Annotated in this window: 14 protein-coding genes and 1 pseudogene; 8 read left to right on the top strand and 7 right to left on the bottom strand. The window is 65.9% G+C overall.

The window, feature by feature from the left end; translation table 11 throughout:
* Nucleotides 1-23: 23 nt before the first annotated feature.
* The 4 genes from Q9293_RS01640 to argF all read left to right on the top strand — a co-directional run bounded on the left by Q9293_RS01640 (nt 24) and on the right by argF (nt 5,242).
* A complete protein-coding gene (locus tag Q9293_RS01640) occupies nt 24-347 on the top strand; it encodes an acetyl-CoA carboxylase biotin carboxyl carrier protein subunit (RefSeq protein ID WP_306249426.1) in 324 nt (107 codons plus the stop codon).
* Between the two features lie 126 nt (nt 348-473).
* The gene (locus tag Q9293_RS01635) at nt 474-1,412 is read left to right on the top strand and encodes a polysaccharide deacetylase family protein (protein WP_306249425.1); all 939 of its coding nucleotides are present in this window, start codon (nt 474-476) and stop codon (nt 1,410-1,412) included.
* Between the two features lie 52 nt (nt 1,413-1,464).
* A complete protein-coding gene (locus Q9293_RS01630; protein ID WP_306249424.1) occupies nt 1,465-4,131 on the top strand; it encodes a patatin-like phospholipase family protein in 2,667 nt (888 codons plus the stop codon).
* Nucleotides 4,132-4,249: 118 nt separating this feature from the next.
* Complete coding sequence (gene argF, locus Q9293_RS01625; RefSeq protein ID WP_306249423.1) at nt 4,250-5,242, top strand: ornithine carbamoyltransferase; 993 nt, start codon at nt 4,250-4,252, stop codon at nt 5,240-5,242.
* Nucleotides 5,243-5,304: 62 nt separating this feature from the next.
* Here argF and Q9293_RS01620 read toward each other — a convergent pair whose 3' ends face one another.
* Nucleotides 5,305-6,792 (bottom strand): serine hydrolase, encoded by a 1,488-nt coding sequence (locus Q9293_RS01620; RefSeq protein ID WP_306249422.1) that lies wholly within the window; start codon nt 6,790-6,792, stop codon nt 5,305-5,307.
* 208 nt (nt 6,793-7,000) lie between these two features.
* Here Q9293_RS01620 and Q9293_RS01615 point away from each other — a divergent pair, with 208 nt between their 5' ends.
* A complete protein-coding gene (locus Q9293_RS01615) occupies nt 7,001-7,498 on the top strand; it encodes a hypothetical protein (RefSeq protein WP_306249421.1) in 498 nt (165 codons plus the stop codon).
* A gap of 31 nt (nt 7,499-7,529) precedes the next feature.
* On the top strand, nt 7,530-7,982 hold the full coding sequence (locus Q9293_RS01610; RefSeq protein ID WP_306249420.1) for a nuclear transport factor 2 family protein: 453 nt from the start codon (nt 7,530-7,532) through the stop codon (nt 7,980-7,982).
* An 87-nt stretch (nt 7,983-8,069) separates the two neighbouring features.
* Here Q9293_RS01610 and Q9293_RS01605 read toward each other — a convergent pair.
* Nucleotides 8,070-8,823 (bottom strand): annotated as a pseudogene (locus Q9293_RS01605) (IS5 family transposase).
* A gap of 225 nt (nt 8,824-9,048) precedes the next feature.
* Between Q9293_RS01605 and Q9293_RS01600 the strand changes: the two are divergent.
* The gene (locus Q9293_RS01600) at nt 9,049-9,939 is read left to right on the top strand and encodes an IS481 family transposase (RefSeq protein WP_306249419.1); all 891 of its coding nucleotides are present in this window, start codon (nt 9,049-9,051) and stop codon (nt 9,937-9,939) included.
* Here Q9293_RS01600 and nuoF read toward each other — a convergent pair.
* The 4 genes from nuoF to Q9293_RS01580 form a co-directional block, all read right to left on the bottom strand.
* On the bottom strand, nt 9,936-11,306 hold the full coding sequence (nuoF, locus tag Q9293_RS01595) for an NADH-quinone oxidoreductase subunit NuoF (RefSeq protein ID WP_306249418.1): 1,371 nt from the start codon (nt 11,304-11,306) through the stop codon (nt 9,936-9,938). The genes Q9293_RS01600 and nuoF overlap by 4 nt on opposite strands.
* A gap of 13 nt (nt 11,307-11,319) precedes the next feature.
* Entirely contained in the window at nt 11,320-11,895 is a 576-nt protein-coding gene (gene nuoE / locus Q9293_RS01590) for an NAD(P)H-dependent oxidoreductase subunit E (protein ID WP_306249417.1), read from the bottom strand.
* A gap of 90 nt (nt 11,896-11,985) precedes the next feature.
* Complete coding sequence (locus Q9293_RS01585; RefSeq protein ID WP_306249416.1) at nt 11,986-12,228, bottom strand: CDGSH iron-sulfur domain-containing protein; 243 nt, start codon at nt 12,226-12,228, stop codon at nt 11,986-11,988.
* Between the two features lie 9 nt (nt 12,229-12,237).
* Nucleotides 12,238-12,813, bottom strand: a complete 576-nt coding sequence (locus Q9293_RS01580) for a YceI family protein (protein ID WP_306249415.1) — start codon at nt 12,811-12,813, stop codon at nt 12,238-12,240.
* A 113-nt stretch (nt 12,814-12,926) separates the two neighbouring features.
* Here Q9293_RS01580 and Q9293_RS01575 point away from each other — a divergent pair, with 113 nt between their 5' ends.
* The gene (locus tag Q9293_RS01575) at nt 12,927-13,418 is read left to right on the top strand and encodes a MarR family winged helix-turn-helix transcriptional regulator (protein ID WP_306249414.1); all 492 of its coding nucleotides are present in this window, start codon (nt 12,927-12,929) and stop codon (nt 13,416-13,418) included.
* 89 nt (nt 13,419-13,507) lie between these two features.
* Here Q9293_RS01575 and Q9293_RS01570 read toward each other — a convergent pair whose 3' ends face one another.
* On the bottom strand, nt 13,508-14,749 hold the full coding sequence (locus Q9293_RS01570) for an HD-GYP domain-containing protein (protein WP_306249413.1): 1,242 nt from the start codon (nt 14,747-14,749) through the stop codon (nt 13,508-13,510).
* Nucleotides 14,750-15,206: the final 457 nt, after the last annotated feature.

The following is a 15,206-nucleotide window of genomic DNA, read 5'->3' as shown; positions in this document are numbered from 1 at the left end:
ATGACCTTGATGTGTGAGGTGCCATGAATTCAGCAAAGAAGCACGTCCGACAGATCATCCGACTGAACGACACCGTCTACGAGACCACCTTCACCAAGAAGTACGCGAACCGGAAGCCCTACACGCCGAAGGATCCCCGGCGCCTCACGGCCGTCATTCCTGGCCTTATTCTGGAAGTCCTGGTGCGCCCCGGTGACACCGTGCGGCCTGGCCAAAGCCTGCTGGTGCTGGAGGCCATGAAGATGCAGAACCGCATCGTGGCCCACGATGCTCTCACCCTCGACACCATCCATGTCACCCCCGGCGACACCGTGACCAAGGGCCAGTTGCTGGCGGAATTCCGCTAGACATTGAGGCGATCCAGGGGTGAAGCGACAGGGCGCATCATTGGGTTTCCAGAAATACACAAGATTGTATACTTTTGATCCCGGCTCCCCCAGCCAAGCGAATCGCTCTTCCCGAAGAGGCCCGCCATGCGCCCCATGACCTTCCTCAAAACCCTCTGCACCGGACTGGGCCTGAGCGCCCTCGGCTTCGCCCAGTCCGTGGCCTTCACCTTCGACGACGGCCCCCGACTTGCTGCCACACCGCGCCTCAGCCCGGCGGAGCGCAACGGGGCGCTGCTGGCCGCCCTGGCCAAGCACCACGTCAAGGCTGCCCTGTTCGTCACGCTGAACAACGGGGCCGACCAGCCCGAAGGCCTCGCCTTCGCCCGGGCCTGGGGCGAGGCGGGCCACGCCCTCGGCAACCACACCGTGACCCACCTGGATCTCAATGAGAAGGCCGTCACCCTGAAGCAGTACGAGGATGAGGTGCTGGCCTGTGATCGGGTGATCCGCCCCCTGCCCGGCTTCAAGCCCTGGTTCCGGTTCACCTTCCTGAGGGAGGGCGATACGCCCGAGAAGCGCGATGGCATGAAGGCCTTTCTCAAAGCGCACAACCTCTTCAATGCCTACGTGAGCCTGGACACGTCCGACTGGCGCCTGGATGCAGCTCTGGTATCGGTGCTCGCCAAGCAGCCCGACGCGGATCTGAAGCCCTTCCGTGCCGCCTACCTGGCCCACCTCCGCCAGCGGGCGGAAGCCTACCGCGACCTGTCCCGCCGCCTCTTCGGCCGCGACATTCCCCAGGTGTTGCTGCTGCACCACAACCTCATCAACGCCCTCTTCCTCGAAGACGCCATCTGGCAGTTCAAGGATTTGGGGTGGACCTTCACCACCCCCGAAGCGGCCTACCAGGACTTCGTCTACAGCCTGGTGCCCCAGCGCCCTTCTCCCGGCCAGAGCCTGCTGATTTCCGCAGCGCGGAGCCTGGGCTACCGCCCGGAGAACTGGGAGCGCCTGTTCGACGATGGCGATGCGGACATCCTCGGCCTCGAGCGCCAAGGCGTGCTTCCAGCCTCGTACGAATAGCGGCTGGGCTTGATCCAACTCAGGGCCTGCCTGGGCTATGCTGACCCCCATCATGCGACGTCATCTGGCCCTGCCGATCCTGGGGTTCTGCCTGGGGGCCCTCGCCCAGGCCCAGGAACGTTTGACCCTGGAGGTCCGCCCGCCGGACCAGCGCTTCCACTTCCTGTCCGAATTACACGCGCCGGGCGAGCGGCCGTTGGTGCTGGCCCTGCGGGGCGGCAGCGCCAAGGGCCTGGCCCACGCTGGGGTGCTGCGGCGCCTCGAAGAAGAGGGCTGGCATCCTTCCGGTCTGGTGGGCACCAGCGCAGGCAGCTTCGCGGCGACGCTCTATGCGGCCGGATTCGGAGGCGCTGGCGCCGAGCGGGTATTCGAGCGGCGCGACTTCTCCCTGGTGCTGGATGACCGGCGGCGCACGCCCGGCCTCAGCGCCTCGGAGGACGAAGATTCCCACGGAACCCTGATGGGCCTGTCCTTTGCCCGTGGGCGGCTGGTGCTGGTGCCCGGTGAGGATCGCGCCCGGCGCCTGCGCATCGCCCTCTTCGAGACCCTGGCCCGGGCCCAGGCCCTGGGTGGTTCAGACTTCGACCGCCTGGGCACAAAGCTGAGGGTCGTCACCTCCAGCCTCACCCGTGGCGAGGCGCGCGTGCTGGCCTCGGGCGATCTGGTGGACTCTGTGAAAGCCTCCATGTCCATCCCCGGGCTGCTGGCGCCCGTGGCCATCGGCGACGAACGGCTGGTGGACGGTGGCCTCGTGGAGAACCTGCCCGCCATGGCTGCGCGCGCGGCCTTTCCCGGAGCGCGCATCCTCGGCGTGAACATCGGCCGCACCTGGGATGCCACCCCACCCACGGACCTGCTGAGCCTGCTCAACCGCAGCCTCGACCTCTCCATGCGGGTCACCGAATCGCGCAGTGAAGCGGATTCAGATCTGGTCATCCGCCCCGAAACCGATCAGGTGGATGAGTTCGCCTATCGGGGGCAGGAATCCCTGCTCTTCGAGGCCGGCGCCAAGGCCCTGGATGGCGCCCTGCCCAAGCTGGAGACCCTGCTGATGGCCGGGTCCGAAGCGCCGGCCGCGAACGGCCTGAGGGTGGAAGGGCCGCCCCACCCGCTGCTCGATGCGCTGGTGGCCGAAACCCGTCCCGCGCAGGGCCCCTGGCGCCGTGCGGACCTCTGGCGGCTGCTGCGCCGCGCCCATCGGCGCCTGCCCCTGGCCCGGGCCTGGGTGGACCTGCCCGCCTCGGTCCAGGGCGAGGCCACCTTCCACTGGGAAGCCACCGCCCTCATCCAGCACGTGGTGCTGGAGCTGCCCGGCGGCTGGGACGCGGCCATCAAAGCGCGGGTGGCCCAAGGGCTGCGAGAGCGGGGGCTGGAAGCAGGCCACCCCTTCCACCCCACCCAGTTCGGAAGGCTGGAGCAGGAACTCATCGCGGAGGGCATCGGCAAGGGCGCCGCGGTGCTCGATCTGCGAGGCAGCGGCTTCGCCGAAGGCGTGCTCACCCTCACCGTGCAGGAGCCCAAGCTCGTGCGCGTGGAGGTGGAGCCCGGTCCCCTGGCGGCCCAGACCCATGCCGCCACGCGCGAACTGGAAGACCAGGTGCTGCGAGCCTCCGAACTGGAGGAAGTGCTGGGCCGCACCCGTGACCGCCTGGGCTTTCAGCGGCTGGAAACCCGGTTGGAGGAGCGGGACGAGGGGCTCGTCCTCAGGCTCCGCCCCGTGGGCAGCCAGCCCACGCTCGTGAACATCACCCTGGCCTACGAAAGCGATTGGGGCATACATGGCGGCGTGCTGGTGCGCGGCCGCAACCTCTTCGGCACCGGCGTGGGCGGTTCCATCGAGGCCGCGGCAGACAGCCTGCAGAAACACTTGGATGGCCACGTGGGCTGGAGCCTCAACGCCCTGCCCGCGTTGTCCCTGGGCGCCTTCGGCAGCTGGTCGCAGCACGATGTGCGCGGCGGAGTGCTCTTCCTGGAAGCCACCGCGGATCTGGCCCTGCGCTTCACCCGCAAAGAGCTGGGCCTGGAAGCCATCCTGCGGTGGGGCCGCGAGGACCGCGGCCGCCTGGGCTTCGCCGCGCTGCAGCAGCAGGGCACATTCACGATGGCCGAGACCCGCAGCAACACGCCCAAGGCCACCGTGGCCCGCGCCTGGCTGGAATGGGACAACCTCGACTTCCACACCCTGCCCACGGAGGGCAGCCTCCTGCGGCTTTCCGTGGACCGCAGCCTCTCAGTGGAAGGCCAGTCCGAACCCTACTGGCGCAGCTACACCCGCTTCCAGCGGCAGCAGCCCCTGGGCTCGGCCTGGGGCCTGATGCTGGACGCCGAAGTGGCCCTGGCTGACAAGGCCCCGCCCGATCTGTGGTGGATCGGCGGCGGCAGCGATTCCTTCATCGGCACCCGCAGCGCCGCCTACCTCATGCCCAACATGGCCGCCCTCAAGATCGGGCTGCCCTACACCCAGGCCACCATTCTGGGCACGGGCTGGCAGATCGGCCCCCGCTACGACCTCGGTCGCGGGTCGGATCAGCCCTCCACGCTGCGGGACGGCCTGCGCATCGAAGGCCTGGGCCTGGTGGCCCGCACGGTGCTGCGGGATTTCTATGTGGAGCTGTCCGCAGGCTGGGTGCACCTCTACCTTGGGCCGTCCTCCCAGCGCGAACACCGCGTCTCCTTCCTGCTGGGCGCCCGCCCCTTCGACCCCTGGCGGCGGAAATAGGTCGGCGGCATCCCTTACGACTTACACATCGTCAATGTTTCATGCCCTCATTCCGCTTGTTCTTGTGGACATCTTTGCGGCATGAGTACCCTTCGTAAGACACATTCGGGAGGCTTCCATGGCCGTCAACCTCAAGGGTCGCAGTTTTCTCACGCTGATGGATTTCACGCCGCTGGAGGTGCGCTACCTCCTGGACCTGTCCAAGGACCTGAAGGCGAAGAAGCGCATGGGCGTCTTCAACTACCTGCTCAAGGGCAAGAACATCGTGCTGCTCTTCGAGAAGACCAGCACCCGCACCCGCTGCGCGTTTGAAGTCGGTGCGCTGGAAGAAGGCGCCCACGTGACCTTCCTGGATTCCGCCAGCTCCCAGGTGGGCAAGAAGGAATCCATCGAGGACAGCGCCAAGGTGCTGGGCCGCTTCTACGACGGCATCGAGTACCGCGGCTACAAGCAGGAAGTGGTGGAAGCCCTGGCCAAGCACAGCGGCGTGCCCGTGTGGAATGGCCTCACCGACACCGATCACCCCACCCAGATCCTGGCCGACTTCCTCACCATCGAAGAGCATGTCGCCAAGCCCCTCAACAAGGTGAAGCTCGTCTTCTGCGGTGACATCCGCAACAACATGAGCTACGCCCTGATGTACGGCGCCGCCAAGACCGGCATGCACATGGTGGCCCTCGGGCCCAAGGAGCTGGCGCCTGATCCGGCCGTGCTGGCAGCCGCCCGCAAGGCCGCCGAGGAGACCGGCGCCACCATCGAAGTGACCGATGACGTGGCCGCCGCCGTGAAGGATGCCGACGTGCTCTACACCGACGTGTGGGCCAGCATGGGCGAGGAGGACCAGATCCCCGAGCGCGTGCGCCTGCTCACGCCCTTCAAGGTCACCATGGAGATGGTGCAGAAGACCGGCAACCCCGACGTGAAGTTCCTCCACTGCCTGCCCGCCTTCCACGACTTCGAGACCAAGCTGGCCAAGGAGCAGAAGGCCCTGGGCCACGACATCCGCGAGGTCACCGACGAGGTCTTCCGCAGCCGCCACAGCGTGGTCTTCGACGAGGCCGAGAACCGCATGCACACCATCAAGGCCGTGATGGTCGCCACCATCGGCTGAGAACGTACGACCCGACTGCGGCCCCGCTCCGGCGGGGCCGCTTCATGTCCGGACGTGCAGACTCACAGATCGCCGATGGCCGCGATGAGACGGGTCCACAGCTCACCCCCCTGGGTGCCGTTGGTCAGGATGACGAGGCCCGTACCCCGGGACGGTGAGAACTGCGAGAAGCACCGGAACCCGGTGCTGTTGGCCCCGCTGTGGTGGGCGATGTCGCCCTGCGCGGTGGTGTTGAGGGACCAGCCAAGCCCCCAGTACACCTGGAGCCCCTGCGCGACCCCGGGGCGCTCCATCGGCTCGCGGGAGCCCACCGCGACCTGGTGCTTGAGCATCTCCTGAGCGGCCTGCCGGGACAGGAGGGAGGAGCGGCCCTGTTCCGCCCGCAGCATCTCGACCAGCAGCCGCGCATACTCCTCGGCCGTGGTGTAGAGCGTGTAGGCCGCGTTCGGATGCCGATACGCTGAGGTCGTAAGCACGCTGCCGTCGTCCCGATGGCCCGAAGCGAGTCGGCTGCCGAGGGCCGGCGTCCAGGCATACCCGGTGGAGGTCAGACCGAGCGGGCCAAAGAGGCTTCGCTCCGCCCACTGATCCAGAGGCTGGCCGGTGAGGTATTCGATGCGCCGCTGGAGGTAGAAGATCCCCTCCCCGGAATAGGTGAAGCGCGACCCGGGCTGGAACAGCAGAGGGATGGGCCCCTCCAGCTCTTCTCCGCCGGGCCGCCAGTTGGGAAAGCCGGAGGTATGGGACAGGACCATCCGGGCCGTCACCCGTCGCTTCTCCGGCACGTCAGGCACGAACCGCTCCTCCCCGTACGCCACCAGCGGCCGATCCAGCTCCAGCCGCTGCTGATCCACCAACTGCATCGCCACGAGGCCGAAGATCGGTTTGCTCATGGAGGCGGCTTCGAACACGGTGTCCCGGGTGACCGGCTCCCGGGAGCCCGCGCGGCGCACGCCGTAGCCCTTGGACCAGGTCACCTGCCGATCCTGGATGATCGCGATGGACACGCCGGGCACATGCGTCTCCCCCATGAGCAGGGGGACGAGGCGGTCGAGGGTGGCTGCGAGGGCCGGAAGGGTGAGCTGGGACCGCCGACTGTCCGGTGCCACTCGGTCCAGGGCCTGGGTGGCGGCGCGGCGCACCGCCTCCTCCCGATCGCTCAGGAGCTGGGTCAGCGCGGGGCCCGCCTCCCGGGCCGAAGGACCAAACTCCCCCAGGGCGACCACGGCGGCGTACCGGATCATCCCGTCGGAGTCGGACAGGCTCCGCATCAGCTCCGGGGCGGCTGCCCGGCCCGCGGCACCCATGCGGCCCAGGGCGATGGCCGCGGAGTGGCGCACCTTGGGGTTGTCGTGGCCGAGGGATCGGGTCAGGGCCGGCACAGCCGCTTCGCCGATCTGGCTGAGGGCATCTGCAGCGACCCCCCGCAGGTAGGCATCCTCGTGCCCGAGGACTGACACCAGGGGCTCCACAGCGGCCCGCGCACCCACTCCCTGGCGACCCAGAGCCGCCGCGGCCGCCTCTCGCACCTTGGGCTCGGGGTCGGACAAGGTCTGGATCAGATGTGAAATCTCGGTTCCCGGCTGGGCGCGCAATGGCAGGCCACATCCCCATCCAGCTACCAGCGAGGTCATCAGAAAGGTTCGGATCGTATGCATCGGGCCACCGCCACCCCGATTGTAGGGGCACACCGAACGACCCAACCTTGCAGCCCCACCCCATCTGCTAAGGTTGGATCCACCTTCCCACGGAGATTCCATGCGCGCAGCCCGGCTGTTCCTTGTCCCTGTACTCGCGGCCTTCTCACTCGCCGCCCAGGAGTCGGCCTTCTCGGGCACCTGGAATCAGGTGAAGGCCGATGACATCGCCGCCGCCATCAACACCACCGTGGCCGACATGAACTTCATCAAGCGGCCCATCGCCCGGGGCCGCCTCACCAAGCTGAACCCCGCCTACAAGAAGGTGGTCATCGCCATCTCCGACAAGGAGACGCTCATCAAGTTCGACGAGCGTGACGCCATCCACATGCCCCCCGGCGGCGCTTCCGCGCCCTGGACCCGGGAAGACGGCGACAAGTTCATGGTGGCGGCGCAGGTGGGCAAGGATCAGCTCATCCAGACCTTCAAGAACGACGAGGGCGAGCGCACCAATGTGTTCAAGCTGAGCCCCGACGGCAAAACGCTCACCATGAGCGCCACCATCAAGAGTCCTCAGCTGCCCAAGCCGCTGACCTACAGCATCAGCTTCGGACGCTAGGCGTCATCAGCCCGCCCTCTCCGGAGGCCCCATGAAGACCCCGGCTCGGCTCCTGATCCTCCCCCCGGCCCTGCTTCTGGCAGCCTGCCACCCCGGTCCAGTGGCGCAGCCCGGTACGCAGCCCGTGCCATCCACGGCCACTACGGACCCCGGCATCGACGCGGCGGATGCCAAGGCGGTGCGGGGTTTCCTCGAGGCTTACGGCCGCAAGGACCTCGACGGCATGATGGGGTACCTCGATGAGGACGCCGTGTTTCGCGGCTCCGGCACCCCTCTCACCAAACCCCAGATCCGCGACTTCTTCCGCGTGTCCTTTCAGAAGCATGCGAACCTCCGGGTGGAGGCGGAGCCCCTGAAGCAGGTCCAAGGCACGCTGCGCACCCGCGTCAAAGTCCAAACCGAAGCCATCTGGACCGACACCTGGATCTTCGAAATGAAGAACCACAAAATCCACGCTTACTCGCTGGCTTCGGGAAAACGGTAGACTCTGATCGGCCCGCACCAAGCTGCAAAAGGGGGCGCCATCGGCGCCCCCTTTTGCAGCTTGGCGTAGGCGTGCTAGGGTGTGTTTTCAAAGTCGGAGCCAGGTAAGGACACAGGCAATGGCGACCATGGCGCTGTAGTTGCGCATGGTTTTGTCGTAACGGGTAGCGAGGCTTCGGTATTGTTTGAGCTTCGCGAACAGGTTCTCGACGGCGCGGCGGGCCTTGTAGAAATGCTTATCGAAGGCGGCTGGATCCTTCCTGCATGGATGAGGTGGAACAACTGCCTCTGCTCCAATAGACGCGATCTGATCCCGGCAGGACTTTCCGTCGTAGGCACGATCACCGAGAACAGCCCCGGCCTCCCGGCCCATTAATAGGCTTCCGAGTTGCTTGCTCTCGTGCGACTGGCCTGGTGTCAGCACGAAATCGACGGGGTTGCCGTGGCATCCCCGATCAGGTGGACTTTGGTCGAGAAACCGCCGCGCGAGCGGCCAAGCCCTTGGATGTAGGTCCCCCTTTTGCACCAGCCGCATGCTGATGGGCGCGGATAACGGTTCCGTCGACCATGACCCATTCGCAATCCGCTTCACCTCGAAGGGCTTCGAGGACCCGCTGCCAGACTCCGCTCCGATTCCACCGATTGAAGCGCGTGAAGACCGTGTTCCAAGGTCCGAAGGATTCAGGCAAATCTCTCCAGGGCGCTCCCGTTCTGTGCTTCCAGAGGATCGCTTCAACGATGGGGCGATTGTCCAGGCGAGGGCGCCCCATTCCACCCTGCTCGCTCGGCAGCAGAGGCTCTAGCCTGGCCCACATTCGTTCAGTCAGAAAAGTTCTCGCCACGCTCTACCTCAACGTCATACCCATGAGGTACCGCAGTTAGGCAATTTGTACAACCCCTTACGTCCATTTGCCTTTCTTGACTTTGAAAACAGGCCCTAGTTGTAAGTGCCAATCAGGTTGTTCACCCGAGATCTGGGAAGCTGAAAGCGCCAACAAACAGCTTTCTCGGAGCCTCGGGTGAACCTCCACAGTTCAGCAAAGTCTTGCCCCGCCAGTCGAGCATTAATGGTGAAGCGCGTTCTGGAGGAGGACTGGACGGTCCGGGATGCGGCTGAATCCATAGGAATCAGCAGGCGCAGGGCCTACCGATGGCTCGCTCGGTTCAAAACAGAGGGTCCGATCGGGCTCCTGGATCGCTCCAGCCAGCCGCATCGCCTGGCGCGAAGCCACGAGCTTGGCCTCGTCGTCGAGGCCGTAGGTCGAAGGCGGCGGGGCCAGGCGGCGATCCGGATTGCCTCGGAACTGGGCGTGCCCCGTTCCACCGTGGGCTTCTGGCTCCACAAGGCGCGCATCTCCAAGGCTTCGGACCTCCAGCCCAAGGAACCCGACAACCGCTACGAACACGCGGCCCCCGGCGACCTCCTCCACCTGGACACCAAGAAGCTCGCCAACTTCCACGAAGTGGGCCACCGCGCCACAGGCATCCGCCACCACAAGAACCGCGATGCGGGCTACCAGGTGCTCCATGTCTGCTCGGACGACCACTCGCGGGCCTGCTACATGGAAGTGCTCCCGGACGAGAAGAAGGAGACCACTGCCTCATTCCTCCAGAGGGCGCTGTTGCACTTCCAGGCCCGGGGCGTCACCGCCCGCAAGCTGCTGACCGACAACGGCTCGCCCTACCGGTCCAAGGCGTTCAAGGCCATGCGCGAAGCCTTCGGCCTCACGCACAGCCGCACCCGCCCCTACCGCCCACGGACCAACGGCAAGGCCGAGCGCCTCATCCAGACCGCCCTGCGAGAGTGGGCCTACGGTCCCACCTGGCAGAGCTCAGACGAAAGAAACCAGGCGCTCGGCGCCTGGCTCCACTTCTACAATCACCACAGGCCCCACAAGGCCTTAGGTGGTCAGCCCCCGGTTACCCGGCTGGTCAACCTCGTTGGCACCGACAGCTAGTGCACACCCACCGTGGACAGCAGCCGGGAGCCGCTGGCGTAGCAAGTCTTGTGGGTGATGTGATGCTCGAACTCGTGGCGGAACTTCTGCAGGGCCGAGTCCACGGGACCGCAGGCGGCGTCGCCCAGGGGGCACAACGTGCGCATGCCGATGCGGGGCGTGAGGCTGGTGATCAGGTCGAGATCCTCCATCTTTCCTTCGCCGTGCTCGATGCGGTAGAGGATCATCTCCAGCCAGTTGCAGCCTTCGCGGCAGGGGGTGCACTGGCCGCAGCTCTCGTGGGCGTAGAACTTGATGAGGCGCAGGGTGGCCTGCACCATGCAGACGCTCTCATCCATAACGATGAGGCCGCCAGAACCGCCCATGGAGCCCCGGGCCTTCAGGTTGTCGAAGTCCATCGGAACGTCGAAGTCCTTCTCGTCGAGCATGGGGCAGCTGGCGCCGCCGGGGATGATGGCCTTGATCTTCTTGCCGGTGCTAGTGCCGCCGCAGAGCTCCTCCACCAGGAAGTTCATGGGCGTGCCCATGGGCAGCTCGTAGATGCCGGGGCGCTTCACATGGCCGCTCACCCCGAAGATGCGGGTGCCGGAGTTCTTGGGTGAGCCGATCTTGGCGTACTCGGCGCCGCCCATGCGCATGATGGGGGGCACGGCGGCGAGGGTCTCCACGTTGTTGATGGTGGTGGGCTGGCCGAAGGCGCCCTTGGCCGCTGGGAAGGGCGGCTTCACGCGGGGCTCGCCACGGCGACCCTCCAGCGAATTGAGCAGGGCCGTCTCTTCGCCGCAGATGTAGGCGCCCGCACCGCGGTGCACGAGGAGGTCGTAGTCCCAGCCGGTGCCGAGGATGTTCTTGCCAAGGTAGCCGGCATCGCGGGCTTCCTGGATGGCGGCTTCGAGCTTCTCAATGAGCCAGAGGAACTCACCGCGGACATAGATGTAGCCGGTCTGGCACTGCATGGCCCAGCCGCCGATGATCATGCCCTCGATCAGCTGGTGCGGGTTGTACTCGAGGATGACGCGGTCCTTGAAGGTGCCGGGCTCGCCTTCGTCCGCGTTGCACACCAGGTAGCGGGTGAACTTGCGCTCCGCCGTGTCCTTGGGCATGAAGGACCACTTGAGCCCTGCTGGGAAACCCGCTCCGCCACGCCCACGGAGGCCGGAAGCCTTCACTTCGTCAGTGACAGCCACGGGCTCCATCTTCAGGGCCTTCTTCATGGCCGCGTAGCCTTCGTGCTGCTGCTCGTAGACCTTCAGGTGCCAGTTGTTCAGGTCGCCCGCGCCTCGGAGCATCAGGTTCGGGAACTTCTCCGAGCCAAAGCCGGGGAAGGTGTAGGTGTGGTGATCAGGCTTGGTGCGGATGGCTACCATGTCTCGTCTCCGCTCACTGGGCCCAGGGCCTGTATTCGCCGCGTTTGCAAGCTTCCATAACTTCGATCAGCTTGGCTTCATCCACCAGCTCGTCATAGACGTCGTGGTTCACCTGGATGCAGGGGGCCACGCCGCAGCCCGCCAGGCACTCCACTTCCTCCACGCTCCACATGCCATCGGCGCTGGGGCCTTCGCCCGGCTTCACGCCGGTCTTCTCGCAAACCTTCTCCAGCAGCTGGGCGGCCCCGCGCAGGGCGCAGCTGATGTTGGTGCACACCGAGAAGTGGTATTTCCCGACAGGCGCCTTCTGATACATGGTGTAGAAGGTGGCGACGCCGAAGACATGGCCTTCGGGAATGCCGATGGTCTTGGCCACGGCCTTCATGGCCGAAAGGCTCACGAAACCGAACTCCCGCTGGGCGATGTGCAAGGCCGGCAGCGTGGCCGCGAGCTTGTCGGGATACCGGGCCATGATGGCCTGGATCTCGGCCACGGCCTCGGGGCTGAGCTCTTTCCGCTCGGATTCGGGCAACCGCTGGCCGGGGGCCAGGGGCTCGTTCGACGTCTCGGGGGGCTGGGGATGGTTCATGGGCGCACTCGCATGAGGGGCCAGTTTATCTCGAAAAGGCTGGGGGGCGCCGGGCTAAACCCGGTGCCCCCCAGCCAGGACCGGCCTCGTTCAGAGGTCGCAGTGGCTTCCGTCGCAGAACGGCGCCGTCTTGGTGTGCTTGCACTGGCAGAAGGCCTTCTTCCCGGCCCCCTGGATCTCCACCTTCAGAGGGCGCATGTCGCAGGCCTTGTGGGCCCCGTCGCAGAAGGGCTGCTTGGCGCTGAGGCCGCAGGTGCACCAGAAATAGCTCCCGGGCTCCAGGTCGAGCACGGCTGGCTGCTCGGCGGCCACTTTGGGGAAGCCTTCGCTCACGGGAGCCTCTTACTTCTTGGCGGCTTCGATGTTCAGCGCGATGGCCACGTCGTCGCCCAGGGCGCCGGGGTAGGTCTTGATGCCATAGTCGTTGCGGTTGATGGTCACGGCGCCGTCAATGAAGCCAGCCACGGTGACACCGGGCTGCATGCCGGGCTGGGTGCCCGCATTGGTGATGGGGAAGGTGATCGTCTTGGTCACGCCGTGCAGGGTGAAGGAACCGGTGACTTCCAGCTTGCCCTTGGCCACTTCCTTCACCGAGGTGCTCTTGAACGTGATGTTGGGGAACTTCTCCACATCGAAGAAATCCGCGCCCTTCAGGTGCTTGTCCCGACCCTCGTTGTCGGTATTGATGCTGGCGGCCTCAATGGTGACCTCCACGCTGGACTTGCTGATGTCGGCGGTGTCGACCTTCACGGTACCGCTGAACTTGGTGAAGCGACCGCTGGTCTTGGCCAGCAGGTGGCGGATCTTGAAGCTGATCTCGCTGTGGACGGGGTCGATCTTGTAGGTATCCTCGGCGGCCAGAGCGGGCAGAGCCGCCAGGGCGAGGACAGCAAGAACGGTGCGGAAGGAGTGGCGCATGGGGCCTCCATAAGAAAGGTGTTTAGGCATGAATCGAAGTCTAGGCCCCTTTTCGAGAGTTGCAACACCTTTTTTGGGTCTTTTCTGTCATCCTTTGGATGCAGGAGCTGGTCATGCACATCCGCGAAGAACTCCAGATCACCAAGCCGCTGGAGCCGGGCCACGAAGTGGCCTTGGCGCTGCTGCTCACCCGCGAGTACGTGGCACGGCTCTTCGACGAGGGCCTCTACGAGCCCGAGGGCATTTCTGATCAGCAGTTCAATGTGCTCCGCATCCTCAAGGGCGGCCCCAAAGATGGCTACCTGGTGAAAGACATCCGCTGCCGCATGATCTACCGCTTCGCAGATGTGCCCCGCCTGGTGAACCGCCTGGAGGACCGAGGCCTGGTGAAGCGCTGCGAGAACCCTGCCGACCGGCGCGGCAGCCGCGTGCAGATCACCCCCAAAGGACTGGCCCTGGAGGCCAAGATGTTCGGCCGCCACAACGGCCTGTGCCAGCAGGTGGACCGCTGCCTCAGCGTCGAGGAGCGGGATACCCTGCTCAGCCTGCTGGAGCGCCTGCGCAACGACCATCGGGCACAACTGGAGGCGATTCAGAACCCCTGAGGTCGGCGGGCACCCACCGCGACGGAGGTATGTCCGTCCGAACGAACCCCAGTACCGACCCTTGACCGCTCCTGGGCCGAAGCACCCCTTCAGTTGCCAACCCGCTGCAGGCCCGCCCGGGCGGCGGCCATCGCCTCGTCCGGACTGGCTGCCAGCTGATCCACGATACGGGCTTCCGCCAGGCCCCTGGCCGCCAGATCCGCCATGAAGGCGAAGGCCTGGGCCTTGTCCAGACCCCGGTGGTAGGGACGGTCCTGCACCATGGCTTGGAAGATGTCGGCGATGCGGAGAATACGCGCTTCCAGCGGCAGCGTGCTGGCATCCACCTGGAAGGGGTAACCGCCGCCACCCGGTTCCTCATGGTGATGGGCCGCCCACACCGCGATGTCCTCTAGGCCATGGAGGTGGCGGAGCAGCTGGAAGGTCTCGAAGCTGTGGGTGTTGATGATCTCGCGCTCGGCGGCATCCAGCTCGCCGGGCTTGTCCAGGATGTGGTTCGGCACGCGGAGCTTGCCCACATCGTGCAGCAGCCCGGCGATTTCCAGCTTGGCGCGGCTGGTCTCCCCGAGCTCAAGCTTCTCGGCCAGCAGGCTCGCCAACCCGGCCACGCCCAGGGAGTGCTCTGCGGTGAAGGGGCTCTTGGCGTCGACGATCCTCGCGAAGAGCTCCGCCAGCCGCCTCAGGTCATCCAGGGTGGCTCCGTAGGTCAGGCGGTGGTCCCGGAGTTCCTCCAGCAGTGCCTGCCCGTGGCCAGGTTCCAGGGCGAACCAGAACGCATCGGATCGGGAAGCCTCCAGGAAGAGCGCCACCAGCTCGGGGTTGAAGTCGAGGCCGGAGCGCTGCCGGATCCGCTCCCGGAGTTCGGCCGTGGGCAGGAGCGTGTTGCCCTCGTTCAGGTGGGGGATGGCCATGGAATCCACTCGATCCACCAAGAAGACCAGGTTGGCCTGCCAGGCCACGGTGGGATCTTCCCTCTCCTTGACGAGCTGGACCCAGGGCGTGTGATGGCGCTTCACGCCTGGGGCCAAGGAGGCCAGAGGCGGAAAACCGGAGAGCAGTCCGGAGCCGATGTCGCAGTGCGCCTGGACATCGGGCGAGGAGAAGGTGGTGAGGAGGTTGTGCCGGGTCTGGGTGGAGGACACCCCGATGTCGTGGAGCATGCCCAGGTCGAAGAGGCGGGCTATCTCCTCGGTCCCCAGCCCTGCCGCCCTTCCGCACTCCGCGGCCATGAGACCCACCCGTTTGCCATGACCCACGTCATCCACGCCCACCAGATCCAGGGCGTCGGAGAGGGTGTGGATCACTTGGCGGAGATCAGGTGGTCTGGTCATGGTGGGGCGGGTTCCATTGGTACGATGCTGCCATCGGCTTGTTTGTGGATACGCGATAGAAATAAAAACCGTGCACACAGGCGGGGCACAGGGGCGCACCCCCAGCTCTTGCGCGTTTCGTTCGCCGAAAGGCTGTGCACCTCAGGCTGGAGCCTCGCGATCCAGCTCACCCGCGATGATGCTGACGCCGCACTTCCTGTGCGGCGCCCTTCGGGCTTCGCCTTCGGCAAAGTCGCACGTCGCTCCTGCTTCGTGCTCATGTCACCAAGCCCGGCCGCTGGCTTCGCCCGCACGCCGCCCTCGGCGCCTCAGCGATCCAGCTCACCCGCGATGATGCTGACGCCGCACTTCCTGTGCGGCGCCCTTCGGGCTTCGCCTTCGGCAAAGTCGCACGTCGCTCCTGCTTCGTGCTCATGTCACCAAGCCCGGCCGCTGGCTTCGATCGCACGCCGCCCTC

This window comes from Geothrix sp. PMB-07 (assembly GCF_030758935.1).
Taxonomy (GTDB): Bacteria; Acidobacteriota; Holophagae; order Holophagales; family Holophagaceae; genus Geothrix.
The sequence above is the reverse complement of the archived record's forward strand: the minus strand, read 5'-3'. Positions and strand labels throughout refer to the sequence as shown.